We start from the raw sequence: 13,077 nt of genomic DNA, 5'->3' as shown, positions 1-13,077 counted from the left end.
ATTCGCTCCTTTGACCATGATTCTGGTGTGCAACTTGACCCACGCAGTTCCGAATCCGTGTGTGCACGACGCGGACGTGGGGTTCATCGGTCGATGTGACCCTTACCCTAATGTGCTTGGCTCCAGAGTGCGCAGCCCACCCTGAAGACCCCGCCGGCGAGGGACCATCATCCCTCTTCGAGTAGCTCCGAGTTGACTGCGGATTCAGTGTCCGGAATGCCGGTTTCCTTCGCCTTGCGATCGGCCATCGACAGCAGACGCCGGATACGCCCCGCGACAGCGTCCTTCGTCATCGGCGGGTCAGCGAGCTGTCCCAACTCCTCGAGCGACGCCTGGCGGTGTTCGACGCGCAGGGCACCTGCGGCAGCCAAATGATCCGGAACATCCTCACCGAGGATTTCCAGGGCCCGCTCGACGCGCGCGGCGGCCGCCACCGCAGCCCGAGCCGAGCGTCGCAGATTGGCGTCGTCGAAGTTCGCGAGCCGGTTGGCCGTTGCCCGCACTTCGCGGCGCATCCGACGCTCTTCCCAGACGAGCCGAGTGTCCTGAGCGCCCATCCGGGTCAGAAGGTCACCGATCGCCTCACCGTCGCGGATCACGACGCGATCCGTGCCACGCACTTCGCGGGCCTTCGCCGAGATCCCGAGACGACGAGCAGCACCGACCAGCGCGAGTGCCGCTTCGGGCCCGGGGCAGCTCACTTCGAGCGCCGAGGACCGGCCTGGTTCGGTCAGGGAACCGTGCGCGAGAAAAGCTCCGCGCCAAGCTGCTTCGGCGTCACCGACGCTTCCGCCGACAACCTGAGCCGGCAGGCCGCGGACCGGCCGGCCACGTAGATCGAGAAGCCCGGTCTGGCGTGCGAGGGCTTCGCCTTCCTTGGCAACGCGCACGATGTAGCGGGCTGATTTTCGCAGCCCACCCGCGCTCAACACGTGAACGTCGGCGCTGTAGGTGAAGAGATCGAAGATCTCGCGGCGTAGCCGACGCGCGGTGGATCCCAGATCCACCTCGGCCTCGACGACAACCCGGCCACCGACGATGTGGAGTCCGCCGGCAAATCGGAGCAGTGCGGAGACCTCAGCCTTTCGGCAGCTGACCTGAGTCACCACTAACCGGCTCAGTTCGTCCTTGACCTCCGCTGTCATTGCCACGAAGTGTTCTCCCTCTGTTCTGCTGTTGAATGATCGGTGCCGGCCCCATTGGCCGGTTCGAGAGTGCCTGTCCGCCCGGTCAGTTGGGCGAGAGCCTCGGCGAGTTTCACCGGATCGTGGATATGCGCCGAACCCGCCGCAGTATCGGCGACGTCCGCATATCGGACTTCGGCGTGAAATTGTTGCGCTGCCCGCGCCAGATGTTCACGTTCCCGTCCCGGCGGAACCGACGCAGAATCGACGACGACGTAGTCAACCCGGAAATCGGGCACATGCTGGGAGAGTACGTGCAGGTGACGCTCTGCCGAGAATCCGGCCGTCTCCCCAGGTTCCGGAGCAAGATTGAGAACGAGCACCTTTCGGGCTTCGGTGGACGAGAGAGCCTCGACCAATTCCGGGACGAGCACGTGTGGGATGACACTGGAAAACCACGAGCCAGGTCCGAGCACCACGAGGTCAGCTCGTCCGATGGCAGCCACCGCGTCGGGACTCGCGGGCGGATTTGCCGGCAACAGACGCACGCGTCGCACCTTTCCCGGCGTGGTCGCCACTGCAACCTGACCGCGGATACACCGGCTGACGCGAGGGTCTTCTTCCAAACCCTGAACGTCGGCTTCGATGTCGAGCGCGATCGGCGACATGGGCAGCACCCGCCCGCGCACCCGCAACAGTCGCGCCATCTCGTCGAGCGCCTGAACCGGGTCGCCGAGCACCTCGGTGAGGCCGGCCAGAATCAGGTTGCCCACCGAATGCCCGGCCAACGCGCCGACACCACCGAAACGGTGCTGGATGGTGCGCGTCCAGTCCCTGACATCGGGTTCGTCGGCAGCCAACGCCGCCAGCGCCATCCGAAGGTCACCAGGCGGGATCACACCGAGTTCGGCGCGCAAGCGACCGGACGAGCCGCCGTCGTCTGCGACAGTGACCACGGCAGTCACGTCGAAGGTGAGTCGGCGAACAGCTTGCAGCGTCGCAAACAGTCCGTGACCACCACCGAGAGCGACGACCGCGGGCCCCCGAAGATCCTGCCCCGTCGAACCGCTCATTCGCGGCCCAGATCTCGGTGCACGATGCTGACCGCGATGTCGGCCTCACTGCCCAACTTGCGTGCAAGAGCCTCGGACATGGCCACACTTCGATGTTTCCCACCGGTGCAACCCACAGCAATTGTCATGTAGCGCTTTCCTTCTCGACGATATCCGGCGATCGTCAGGTCGAGCAGATGCAGATAGGTGTCGAGGTAGTCTTCGGCGCCGTCCTGAGACAGGACGTAATCGCGAACGCCGGCCTCCTGGCCGGTGTGATCGCGGAGTTCGGGAATCCAATGCGGATTGGGCAGGAAACGCACGTCGCACACGAGATCCGCGTCGATGGGCAAACCGTATTTGAACCCGAACGACTGCACGGTGACCTTCATGGTTCGGTTCGCCTCGACCCCGAAAGCCGTTTCGATCTTCTGCCGCAATTGATGTGCCTTGAGCGCAGACGTGTCGATCACCAAGTCGGCGGCAGCCTTGACCACGGCCAACTGCCGACGCTCCGCGGCGATACCTTCTGCGAGTGTGCCGTCGACGCCCTCGTTCTGCAGCGGGTGGCTACGGCGAACCTGCTCGAACCGCCTGATCAGAACGTCGTCGGACGCCTCCAGATAGAGGACACGCGTGTGAATCGGCGCGGCCTCCAATTCCGTGAGGACCGAGCCGAGATCGCCGGTGAACAGTCGAGACCGCACGTCGATCACCACGGCAAGTCGGTCAACCGGTGGATCAGACGTCAGGCTCAATCCGACCATTCGCGAGATCAATTCGGGCGGTAGGTTGTCCGCTACATACCAGCCGAGGTCTTCGAGGACCTTGGCTGCAGTACTGAGTCCGGCGCCGGACAATCCCGTGACCAAGAGAAAGTCCATGGTTCGGCTGTCGTTTGCGCTGTCTGTGGTCACTCGGCACTCTGCCCCGTCGTCGATATGGATGGTTCGCTCGACACGGAGTCCGGTACCTGCCGAACCAGCTGATCCGACATTTCGAACTCCACGTCCTGTTTATCATCCCCTACCCCGCCCGGCAGCGCTTCCGCTCGGTTGACGGTCTGCGCAGGTTCGCCGCCCAAAGCGTCGAGAACGGCCCGCGCCGTAGCGGCACCGATGCCGGGGACCTCCATGATTTCCTCGACGGTCGCGGTCTTGAGATTTGCCACGGAACCAAAATGGGACACGAGCGCGGTTCGCCGGGTCTCCCCCAGTCCCTTGACCGAATCGAGCACCGACGCCGTCATGCGCCGCGAGCGCTTGCTGCGGTGGAACGTGATGGCAAAGCGGTGCGCTTCGTCGCGGATTCGTTGCAGCAAGTACAGCGATTCACTGGTCCGAGGCAGGATCACCGGATCTTCCTCGTTGGGCACCCACACTTCTTCGAGTCGTTTCGCGAGTCCGACGACGGCTACGTCGGTGACGCCGAGCTCGTCGAGCACGGCGGCGGCGGCATTGACCTGCGGCGCACCACCGTCAACCACAAACAGATTGGGCGGATAGGCAAAGCGTCGTGGCCGACCGGTCTGAGGATCGATCGCCGCTTCCGGTGCCAGGTCGCCGCCGTCCGCGTCCATACCTGCGGCCGAATTGGCCAGGATTCCGAGGTCACGGTTGTGTCGGAGGAACCGTCGACGCGTGATCTCGGCGATGCTCGCGACGTCGTCCGAGTGCCCGTCGCCTGCGGCTTCCTTGATCGCGTAATGGCGGTAATCGGATTTGCGGGGCAAGCCGTCCTCGAACACGACGAGCGAGGCAACGACGTCGGTGCCCTGAACGTGACTGATGTCGACACACTCGATTCGCAGCGGCGCCGAGTCCAGATCGAGGGCTTCCTGGATACCTTGAAGCGCGGCCGATCGTGACGTGAAATCTCCCGCTCGCTTGAGTTTGTGTTGCGCCAGAGCTTCTTTCGCGTTGCGCTGCACGGTTTCGGCGAGATCCTTCTTGTCGCCGCGCTGCGGAACTCGCAGCTGAACCTGAGAACCGCGAAGGGTGCTGAGCCACACCTGGATCTCGGCGGCGTTGGGAGGGAGTACCGGAACCAGCACCTCGCGAGGAACGGCGCTCGAACCCGATTCCGGGTCGCTCCCCGGTTCGAGGGATGCCTGCTCGCCGTAGAACTGGGTCAGGAACTGCTCGACCAGAATCGGGAGGTCGGAGTCTGCGTCGAGAGCTGCCCAGTCGATGGCGTCACCGGCCTTCTCCACTACCCAGCCGCGTTGACCCCGCACCCGACCGCCGCGCACGTGGAATACCTGGACCGCGGCCTCGAGGTCATCGGTCGCAAACGCGACGAGGTCGGCATCGGTGCCGTCGCCGAGCACTACGGCTTGTTTTTCGAGCGCCTTGCGGAGGGCTCCGATATCGTCGCGTAGTCGCGCCGCGGTCTCGAAATCGAGGTCATCGGACGCCTGCTGCATTTTCTTCTCGAGGTCACGCACCAACTTGTCTGTCCGCCCGGCGAGGAAGTCGCAGAAGTCCTCGACGATCTGCCGGTGTTCCTCGGGGCTGACACGGCCCACACACGGCGCAGAGCACTTGTCGATGTACCCGAGCAGACACGGTCTGCCGATCTGGTTGTGGCGCTTGAACACTCCGGCGGAACACGTGCGGGCCGGGAACACCCGAAGTAATAGGTCGAGTGTTTCTCGGATGGCCCACGCGTGCGAGTACGGACCGAAGTACCTGACACCCTTGCGCCGTGGACCGCGGTAGACGAACAGCCGCGGAAACTCTTCGTTCAGCGTGACCGCAAGAACGGGATACGTCTTGTCGTCGCGATAGCGAACATTGAACCGTGGATCGAACTCCTTGATCCAGTTGTATTCGAGTTGTAGCGCTTCGACTTCGGTGCTGACGACCGTCCACTCGACGCTGCCGGCCGTGGTCACCATCTGCCTGGTGCGGGGATGAAGCGTCGTGACGTCCGCGAAGTACGAGTTCAGACGCGAACGAAGGCTCTTGGCCTTGCCGACGTAGATGACCCGACCATGCGGATCACGAAATTTGTAGACGCCAGGCGCCACCGGGATTGTTCCGGTGGCGGGGCGATAAGTCGAAGGATCCGGCACAGTTCCACGTTAGTCGTCGCCACCGACCGATTCGGAAACACGCAGGTGGTGTCCGACGAATCGGCCTGGCGAACGTCAGTTGCTTTCGTGTGCTGCCGGGGCGTAGCGGTCAGCGATTTCGCGCAGCTTCACGACGGCGTCCACCGCGTATTCGCGGTCGTTGGACTGGATCGCCATGACCGGCATGTACTCGTCGTCCGGCAGTTCGATCCTGGCCCACGCGGCACCGTCAGGGAACGACAGGCCTTCGAACAGATCCCACTCGACGATCTTCTCGCCGAGAATGTTGCGAACCGCGATACCCCGTTGACCCGCTCGCACCCGAGGGCGGGTGAGCAGCAGAACACCACCGGCGAGAACACAGCCGATCGTGGCCATCGCAAGCTGATCGGCCGCGCGGAAGTACACGCCGGTCGATCCGCTTCGCAGCGAGACTGCCAGAGTGACGTGGACGATGACCAGGAGAGCCGCAACCCCGATCGCGTATCGCGTCGACTTGCGCGGTTTCGCGATCAGTTCCCAGTTGTCGTCAGGTGTGCTCATCGAAACGAATCCTCAGTCCATGGCTGTCGTAGGTGGCGCAAGGTGACCGCCGTGTCCAATGCTGCGGCACAGGCCTGCGCACCCTTGTCCTCGACACTACCGGGCAAACCGGAACGATCCAGGGCCTGCTGTTCGGTATCGGTGGTCAGGACGCCGTTGCCGACCGGTGTGCTCTCGTCGAGAGAGACCCGCGTCAGACCAGCTGTCACCGCGTCACAGACGTACTCGAAATGCGGTGTACCACCGCGAATGACCACACCGAGCGCAACAACGGCATCGTGCGTCTTGGCCAACGCCTGTGCAACGACGGGCAGTTCGATGGCGCCGGCGACGCGGATCAACGTCACATCTTTGATCTGCGCCTCTGCGGCCACCCGCTGAGCACCCGCGATCAGCGCTTCGGAGATCGTGGCGTGCCACTGCCCCGCAACGATCGCCAGTTTCAAGTCCTTCGCTTCGGCGATAGCCAGCTGGGGCTGTCCCTCACCGCTCATACCGCACCGTCCTGCTTGACGGCTTCCTGAGCGGCTTCGTACTCGTCGAGTCCGATCAAATCGTGGCCCATCCGGTCGCGCTTGGTGCGCAGGTACGTGAGGTTCTCGGCGTTGGCGCGCAGCGGCATCGGAACCCGGTCGGTGATCTGCAGTCCGTAACCGTCCAGGCCGACACGCTTGGCCGGGTTGTTCGTCAGCAGACGCATCGACGAGATGCCCAGATCTACGAGGATCTGCGCGCCGATGCCGTAGTCACGGGCGTCAGCGGGGAGCCCGAGTTCGAGATTGGCGTCGACCGTGTCTGAGCCGGCGTCCTGCAACTGGTACGCCTGCAGCTTGTGCATCAGGCCGATTCCGCGACCCTCGTGTCCGCGCATATACAGAACGACGCCGCGGCCTTCCTGAGCCACCATGTCCAGTGCGGCATCGAGCTGCGGACCACAATCGCAGCGCAGTGAGCCGAACACGTCACCGGTCAGGCACTCGGAGTGCACGCGCACGAGAACATCGCTGCCGTCACCGTCGGGGCCGGCGATGTCGCCGCGCACCAGCGCAACGTGTTCGACCTCGTCGTAGATGCTGGTGTAGCCGACTGCGGTGAACTCACCGTGACGCGTCGGGATACGGGCTTCGGCAATGCGGACGACGTGCTTTTCGTGCTTACGACGCCACGCGATGAGATCGGCAATCGAGATCAACGCCAGGTTGTGCTCGTCGGCGAACACGCGCAACTCGTCCGTCTGAGCCATTGCGCCTTCGTCCTTCTGACTGACGATTTCGCAGATGACACCGGCGGGACGAAGATCAGCCATGCGAGCCAAATCGACTGCGGCTTCGGTATGTCCGGGACGACGGAGAACTCCGCCTTCCTTCGCGCGCAGCGGTACGACGTGGCCGGGACGGGTGAAATCGTTGGCACCGGAGTTGGGATCAGCCAACAGGCGCATGGTCGCAGCGCGATCCGACGCCGAGATACCGGTGCCGATTCCCTCACGGGCGTCGACGGTCACCGTGTATGCAGTGCCGTGCTTGTCCTGATTGGTGGCGTACATCGGGGGCAGGCCCAGACGGTCGCAGTCGTTTCCGTCGAGCGGAACACAGAGATAACCGGACGTGTACCGAACCATGAACGCCACCAGTTCAGGAGTGGCTTTCTCTGCGGCGAAGATCAGGTCGCCCTCGTTCTCACGATCCTCGTCGTCCACAACGACAACAGCTTTACCTGCAGCGATATCTGCTACTGCGCGCTCGATACTGTCGAACCTGGTCACGTGCTCGCACTCCAAAGTCTTGACTACTAGTCATCATCGAAAACAACGAGTACATCCGATGTGGATGCACCGACAACCCTACTGGCCAAGCCTACTGACCAACCCTGTTACCAACCCTACGACCGTCCGTCAAGACCCGATCGAGGCGGTCCTACCTACCGGCAGCGTGCAACCGTTCGACGTATTTCGCGATCACGTCGACCTCGAGATTGACCGGTGTGCCGATCGTCGCGGTTCCGAGTGTCGTCAACTCCAGCGTCGTCGGAATGAGCGAGATCTCGAAGTACTCGAACCCACGCTCACCTCCCAGCGCCGACACCGTCAGGGACACACCGTCCACGGTGATCGAACCCTTCTCCACGACGTACCGCGAGATGGACTCGGGCAGCGAAATCCGCACGATCTCCCAGTTCTCGGACGGCGAACGGGAGATGACGTGGCCGGTACCGTCGACGTGGCCCTGCACGAGATGTCCACCGAGACGGCTGTTGAGTGCTGCTGCGCGCTCGAGATTGACGCGGCTGCCGACAGCCAAGCTCGCGAGGCTCGAACGGTTCAGCGTCTCCTGCATGACGTCTGCAGTGAAGGAACCGTCGTCGAGTACGTCGACAACCGTGAGGCAGACGCCGTTCACCGCGATGGAATCACCGTGACCGGCGTCGGAGGTGACCAACGGTCCGCGCACCGTGAAGCGCGCGGCGTCGACCAGTTCTTCCTTGGCGACAACTTCGCCGAGTTCTTCAACAATTCCAGTGAACACGCGTGCCTACTCCTCGTTCCCCGGAGCGGAATTCTCCGGAACCAGACTCAACAAAATATCGGGGCCAATCGTTACCGCGGACTCCAAGTGGAACCGGCGAGCATCGGCGATGGTGTGTACTCCCGCGTCGACCAGCGCCGACGCTCCCCCGCCGAGCAGGATCGGAGCGATGTACGCCTCGATGACGTCGACATACCCTGCGGCCAGGAATGCACCCGCCAGGCGTGGTCCGCCTTCGAGCAGCACGTCCGTATATTCGGTGAGCGCCTCGACAACCTCGTCGATACTCTCCGTATTCAAGATCAGCGTCGGAGCCGCGTCGTCGAGAATCCTTGCAGTCGAGGGTATTTCACGCTTCCCGACTACCACGCGCACCGGCTGATGGGCCGCGAGGTCCCCCGTCGGCTGACGCGCGGTCAACCAGGGATCGTCTGCAAAGACCGTGCCGGTACCCACCACGATTGCGTCGACCTGCGCCCGCTGGGCATGTACGCGTGCTCGAGCAGCCGGACCCGTGATCCATTGACTCGTGCCGTCTTCGGCAGCGCTGCGGCCGTCGAGGCTCGCCGCGTACTTCCACGTGATGTGCGGACGGCCGGTGCGCTGCTTGTGCAGCCAGGCGCGCAGCGGACCCGCTTCGACCTCAGCCGCTCGTAGTCCGGACGTGACCGAGATTCCGGCGCGCATCAGCGTCGCTGCACCACCGGACGCTTCAGGATTGGGGTCGCCGACGGCATAAACCACGGCCGCCACACCGGCGTCGATCAACGCCTGTGAACACGGCCCGGTCCGCCCCTGATGGTTGCAAGGTTCGAGCGTGACCACCGCCGTGCCGCCGCGCGCTGCCCGGCCGGCTTCGGTAAGAGCCACGATCTCCGCATGCGGACCACCTGGGGGCTGAGTCATGCCCACGCCCGCAATGGTTCCGTCGGCGCCCAGAATGACGGCGCCCACGGGCGGGTTGGGGCTGGTGAACCCGCGTGCGGAATCAGCAGCAGTCAACGCGATCTGCATTGCGGCGTCGAGATCAGAACTCGACACCGGAACAGCCTTTGCCATGTCGGTGTTCTCAGACCGACAGCGTCAGGTGCGGCGACGCGGATGCGGCCTGCGCACGAAGCTTGCGCACAGCTTCTCCGGGGTCACTCGCGCCGTACACGGCGCTACCGGCGACAAAGCAATCGATGCCCGCTTCTGCGGCCTGTTCGATCGTGTCCGCGTTGATGCCGCCGTCGATCTCGACAAGCAGTTTCAGCTCGCCCGAGTCGACGAGCTTACGAATCGTGCGGGCCTTCTCGAGGACCTGCGGCATGAAGGACTGCCCACCGAAGCCCGGCTCGACGCTCATGATCAGCAACGTGTCGAAATCTTTGAGGATTTCGAGGTAAGGCTCGATGTCGGTTCCTGGCTTGATGCTCAGACCTGCTTTGGAACCGGCAGCGCGAATGTCGCGGGCAACCGAACGCGGATCATCGGTGGCTTCGGCGTGGAACGTGACGTTGTATGCACCGGCCTCGGCATACGGCGGCGCCCAGCGCTCGGGGTTGTCGATCATCAGATGGCAGTCGAGCGGAATATCCGTTGCCTTGAGCAGGCTTTCGACCACCGGAAGACCCAGTGTCAGATTCGGAACGAAATGCGCGTCCATCACGTCGACGTGAAGCCAATCAGAACCGGCAACGGCGGCCGCTTCGTCGGCGAGGCGTGCAAAATCGGCGGACAGAATGGACGGTGCAATCATCGGGGAAGCCACGTGCCCGAGTTTAGCCGTGGCGTCTGCGCCCCTGTGCACGCCCGTCGGTGCGGTCGAAAATCTGTCAGTGCTTGACTGCGGCGCGAAGCTTGCGCACCTTCGACGGAGCCTTGATCCGCCATGCGTCCTCGAGCATTTCCGCCAACTGATCCTCCTCGATCAGTTCGAGGTGCACCAGGATCGAACCGTGCCCGTGGTAGTGATCCGTCGTGAAGAACGGCGCTTCCCCACTGGCGAGCAGCGCCTCTTTCTCGTCCAGACCACACATCACGACCAATGCACCCTCGGCTTCGGTTCGCAAGCGCGCAAATGTCTTGCCTGCCACCTTGAGTGCCGGGGTGTTGTACGACGTCGATTCCTCCACTGACGGAAGCGCCGAAGCGAGTACGACAACCTGTTCCCACGTAACCATGGAGGGAACCATACGACTCCGGGGGCCGGAAGTCACCTCCCCACCCCTGTGCGCCGTTTTGGTAGGTCCCGCTACCAAAACGGCGCACAGCTACCTACGCCAGTGGTTTACGCAATGCCGCCATGAACATTGCATCCGTGCCATGGCGGTGCGGCCACAATTGAACCGAATTGCCGTCGCCGACGTCCGGCACACCGGGCACCAGCTCCTTGGTGTCGAGTTCGACGACGCCATGACGGCGGACCGCATCGGCAACAACAGCCAGCGTTTCCGACAAGTGCGGCGAGCACGTGGAGTACAGCACCACACCACCGGGACGCACCAATTCGATTGCCGCGGCGAGCAATTCACGCTGCAACTTCACCAGCGGTGCGACATCCGACGGTTGGCGACGCCACCGCGCTTCCGGACGCCGACGCAACGCGCCCAGTCCGGTGCATGGTGCGTCGACGAGGATGCGGTCGTAGCCGGGTTCGAGGCCGGACTCGCGGCCGTCCGCCACGTGTACGTCGACGGGTAGCTCACGGGTGGTCTTGCGGATCAGTTCCGCGCGGTGGGCGACGGGTTCGACGGCGTCGAGGCGCCCACCGTCGATTCCTGCCAGCGCTCCGAGAAGCGCTGCTTTGCCGCCGGGACCAGCGCAGAGATCGAGCCAGCGGCCACCGTCGTCACCGTCGAGCGGTGCGAGAGTCAGGGCGCGAGCAACCAGCTGGCTGCCTTCGTCCTGCACACCGGCCAAGCCCTGACGCACCGCATCGAGCTGGCCAGGATCGCCGCCGTCGAGATGCACGGCGTACGGCGAATACGGGCCGATCTCGCCGCCGGTGACCAGCGCCAGCTCTTCGGCCGAGATTTCGCCGGGCCGCGCAACGAGGTGCACGGCGGGGCGGGCGTCGTCGGCAATCAGGACGTCTTCGAGTTCACCGGCCGCAGCGCCGAGCGAATCGGCGAAGACCTGTGCGATCCACACAGGGTGCGCGTGCTCGAACGCGAGGTGCCCGATCGGGTCCTTCGGCGCCAGCAGTTCCACCCACTCGTCCTGAGTGCGTTCGGACACCCGGCGCAGTACCGCGTTGACGAATCCTGCTCGCCCCTGGCCGGATTCAGCGCGTGCGAGGTCGACGGACGTCGCGACGGCAGCGTGCGGCGCGACGCGCGTGCGCAGCAGTTGGTAAGAACCCAACCGCAGCACGTCGAGAAGGTTGCCGTCGATTTCCTCGATCGGACGACCCGACGCGTGCACGATCACAGCATCGAGCAACCCCTGCGCGCGGGCAGCGCCGTACGCCAGTTCTGTTGCCAAGGCAGCATCGCGGGAGTCGAGTTTGCGATCGCGGAGCAATCCGGGCAGAACCAAGTTTGCGTAAGCGTCGCGCTCACGGACCGCGCGCAGCACGTCGAGAGCTGCGAGACGCGGCTGATCGAGTCCAGCCGTCGGATCTGGCCGCTTGGCCTGCTTCGGCTTGTTGTTTCGCGACCCGTTCCGCTTGTCGCCGGGGCCTTGGGCCTGGCGGGCTGGTCGTCGTGATTCGGTCATGCTGCTCGTACCTCCGCGTCGAGTCGGGCACCGCGTGCCCAGTCCCCTGCCGACATCAATTTCTTGCCCGGGGGCTGTATCTGCCCGAGTCGCACCGCCGTCGTAGCGGTACCGATGTAAAGACCGTCCTTGCGTACTGCGATCTCGCCGACTGCCAGCACGTCGTCAGTCAAGGTGACCGGTCCGAGCTTGACCCGCAGGTCACCGATCATCGTCCACGCGCCCGGCGCAGGCGTGACCGCCCGAATGTGGCGGTCAACGGCCGCAGCAGGACGATCCCAGCGCACCCGGGCCGCGTCGACGGTCACCTTCGGCGCGTACGAGACGCCGTCGTCGGATTGAGGAACCGCCGTGATTGCACCGGCTTCGATTCCGTCGAGCACTGATTCGAGCAGGCCGGCGCCACCTTCGGCCAGTCGCCCTAGGAGATCGCCGGCAGTGTCGGTATCGCGGATGCGTTCGGTCATCACGCCGTACACCGGTCCGGTGTCCATGCCCGCTTCGAGGCGGAAGGCGCTGGCACCGGTGACCTCGTCACCGGCGCTGATCGCTGCCTGTACCGGCGCAGCACCACGCCACGCGGGAAGCAGCGAGAAGTGCAGATTCACCCAACCGAACTTCGGGATGTCGAGTACGTTCTGCGGCAACAGATTTCCGTAAGCGACAACGGGCGCACAGTCCGGCTCGTAGCTTTTCAGCTCGGCCGCGAATTCGGGATCTGACGCCTTGACGGGAGTCAACACCGGAATGCCGTGTTCGTCCGCGAGCATGCCGATGGGTGACCGGGTGACTTTTCGTCCGCGACCGGCAACGGCGTCAGGACGCGTCACCACGGCAACGACCTCGTGATTGGCCGACTCGATGAGTCGACGCAAGGACGGGACGGCAGGTTCCGGCGTTCCGGCGAATACAACGCGCATGTCAGCCCTCCCTATTCTCAGGGCTGCCGAGACTGTGATCAGCTCGCTGGCCGCTCGAACGTGGTGGACTGCAAGTCACGAAAGCGCTCCCGGATTTTGTACGAATGGAACCCTCAGTCTAGGGAGTGCTGAGCC

At 64.0% G+C, this 13,077-nt stretch carries 13 protein-coding genes; all 13 read right to left on the bottom strand.

The features are described 5' to 3' along the window. Positions 1-167 precede the first annotated feature (167 nt). On the bottom strand, positions 168-1,145 hold the full coding sequence (gene whiA / locus RG2_RS13500; RefSeq protein WP_172935629.1) for a DNA-binding protein WhiA: 978 nt from the start codon (positions 1,143-1,145) through the stop codon (positions 168-170). Then, entirely contained in the window at positions 1,142-2,197 is a 1,056-nt protein-coding gene (locus RG2_RS13495; RefSeq protein WP_033232133.1) for a gluconeogenesis factor YvcK family protein, read from the bottom strand. Before RG2_RS13495 ends, whiA begins: the two co-directional genes overlap by 4 nt. Beyond that, positions 2,194-3,093: an RNase adapter RapZ gene (gene rapZ, locus RG2_RS13490; protein ID WP_033232134.1), complete on the bottom strand. Its 900-nt coding sequence runs from the start codon at positions 3,091-3,093 to the stop codon at positions 2,194-2,196. Before rapZ ends, RG2_RS13495 begins: the two co-directional genes overlap by 4 nt. Then, a complete protein-coding gene (gene uvrC / locus RG2_RS13485; protein WP_072782526.1) occupies positions 3,090-5,252 on the bottom strand; it encodes an excinuclease ABC subunit UvrC in 2,163 nt (720 codons plus the stop codon). The genes rapZ and uvrC overlap by 4 nt, the downstream gene beginning before the upstream one ends. Before the next feature lie 75 nt (positions 5,253-5,327). Next, a complete protein-coding gene (locus RG2_RS13480) occupies positions 5,328-5,795 on the bottom strand; it encodes a PH domain-containing protein (protein WP_033232135.1) in 468 nt (155 codons plus the stop codon). Further along, entirely contained in the window at positions 5,792-6,289 is a 498-nt protein-coding gene (gene ribH, locus RG2_RS13475) for a 6,7-dimethyl-8-ribityllumazine synthase (protein ID WP_033232136.1), read from the bottom strand. The genes RG2_RS13480 and ribH overlap by 4 nt, the downstream gene beginning before the upstream one ends. Next, positions 6,286-7,560, bottom strand: a complete 1,275-nt coding sequence (locus RG2_RS13470; RefSeq protein WP_033232137.1) for a bifunctional 3,4-dihydroxy-2-butanone-4-phosphate synthase/GTP cyclohydrolase II — start codon at positions 7,558-7,560, stop codon at positions 6,286-6,288. The genes ribH and RG2_RS13470 overlap by 4 nt, the downstream gene beginning before the upstream one ends. Before the next feature lie 151 nt (positions 7,561-7,711). Then, positions 7,712-8,320 carry a riboflavin synthase gene (locus RG2_RS13465; protein WP_033232138.1) on the bottom strand — a complete coding sequence of 203 codons (609 nt, stop codon included), beginning with the start codon at positions 8,318-8,320 and terminating at the stop codon, positions 7,712-7,714. Positions 8,321-8,326: 6 nt separating this feature from the next. Beyond that, positions 8,327-9,379, bottom strand: coding sequence for a bifunctional diaminohydroxyphosphoribosylaminopyrimidine deaminase/5-amino-6-(5-phosphoribosylamino)uracil reductase RibD (gene ribD, locus RG2_RS13460; protein ID WP_033232139.1), 1,053 nt, complete (start codon positions 9,377-9,379; stop codon positions 8,327-8,329). Positions 9,380-9,389: 10 nt separating this feature from the next. Continuing rightward, entirely contained in the window at positions 9,390-10,073 is a 684-nt protein-coding gene (rpe, locus tag RG2_RS13455; RefSeq protein ID WP_033232252.1) for a ribulose-phosphate 3-epimerase, read from the bottom strand. A gap of 64 nt (positions 10,074-10,137) precedes the next feature. Continuing rightward, the gene (locus tag RG2_RS13450; protein WP_033232253.1) at positions 10,138-10,485 is read right to left on the bottom strand and encodes an MmcQ/YjbR family DNA-binding protein; all 348 of its coding nucleotides are present in this window, start codon (positions 10,483-10,485) and stop codon (positions 10,138-10,140) included. A gap of 94 nt (positions 10,486-10,579) precedes the next feature. Next, positions 10,580-12,022, bottom strand: a complete 1,443-nt coding sequence (locus RG2_RS13445; protein ID WP_033232140.1) for an RsmB/NOP family class I SAM-dependent RNA methyltransferase — start codon at positions 12,020-12,022, stop codon at positions 10,580-10,582. Continuing rightward, on the bottom strand, positions 12,019-12,942 hold the full coding sequence (gene fmt, locus RG2_RS13440) for a methionyl-tRNA formyltransferase (protein ID WP_033232141.1): 924 nt from the start codon (positions 12,940-12,942) through the stop codon (positions 12,019-12,021). Before fmt ends, RG2_RS13445 begins: the two co-directional genes overlap by 4 nt. Between the last annotated feature and the right edge of the window lie 135 nt (positions 12,943-13,077).

It is taken from the genome of Rhodococcus globerulus NBRC 14531, from assembly GCF_001894805.1.
Classification (GTDB): Bacteria; Actinomycetota; Actinomycetes; order Mycobacteriales; family Mycobacteriaceae; genus Rhodococcus_F; species Rhodococcus_F globerula.
Note: the sequence above shows the minus strand (reverse complement) of the source record. Positions and strands in the feature narration are given on the sequence as shown.

What these genes read in the sequence shown, in the direction of transcription:
- whiA (WP_172935629.1), bottom strand. Translation starts at nt 1,145, where the DNA reads ATGACAGCGGAGGTCAAGGACGAACTGAGCCGGTTAGTGGTGACTCAG.
- RG2_RS13480 (WP_033232135.1), bottom strand. Translation starts at nt 5,795, where the DNA reads ATGAGCACACCTGACGACAACTGGGAACTGATCGCGAAACCGCGCAAG.
- RG2_RS13495 (WP_033232133.1), bottom strand. Translation starts at nt 2,197, where the DNA reads ATGAGCGGTTCGACGGGGCAGGATCTTCGGGGGCCCGCGGTCGTCGCT.
- ribD (WP_033232139.1), bottom strand. Translation starts at nt 9,379, where the DNA reads ATGGCAAAGGCTGTTCCGGTGTCGAGTTCTGATCTCGACGCCGCAATG.
- RG2_RS13450 (WP_033232253.1), bottom strand. Translation starts at nt 10,485, where the DNA reads ATGGTTACGTGGGAACAGGTTGTCGTACTCGCTTCGGCGCTTCCGTCA.
- RG2_RS13445 (WP_033232140.1), bottom strand. Translation starts at nt 12,022, where the DNA reads ATGACCGAATCACGACGACCAGCCCGCCAGGCCCAAGGCCCCGGCGAC.
- fmt (WP_033232141.1), bottom strand. Translation starts at nt 12,942, where the DNA reads ATGCGCGTTGTATTCGCCGGAACGCCGGAACCTGCCGTCCCGTCCTTG.
- ribH (WP_033232136.1), bottom strand. Translation starts at nt 6,289, where the DNA reads ATGAGCGGTGAGGGACAGCCCCAGCTGGCTATCGCCGAAGCGAAGGAC.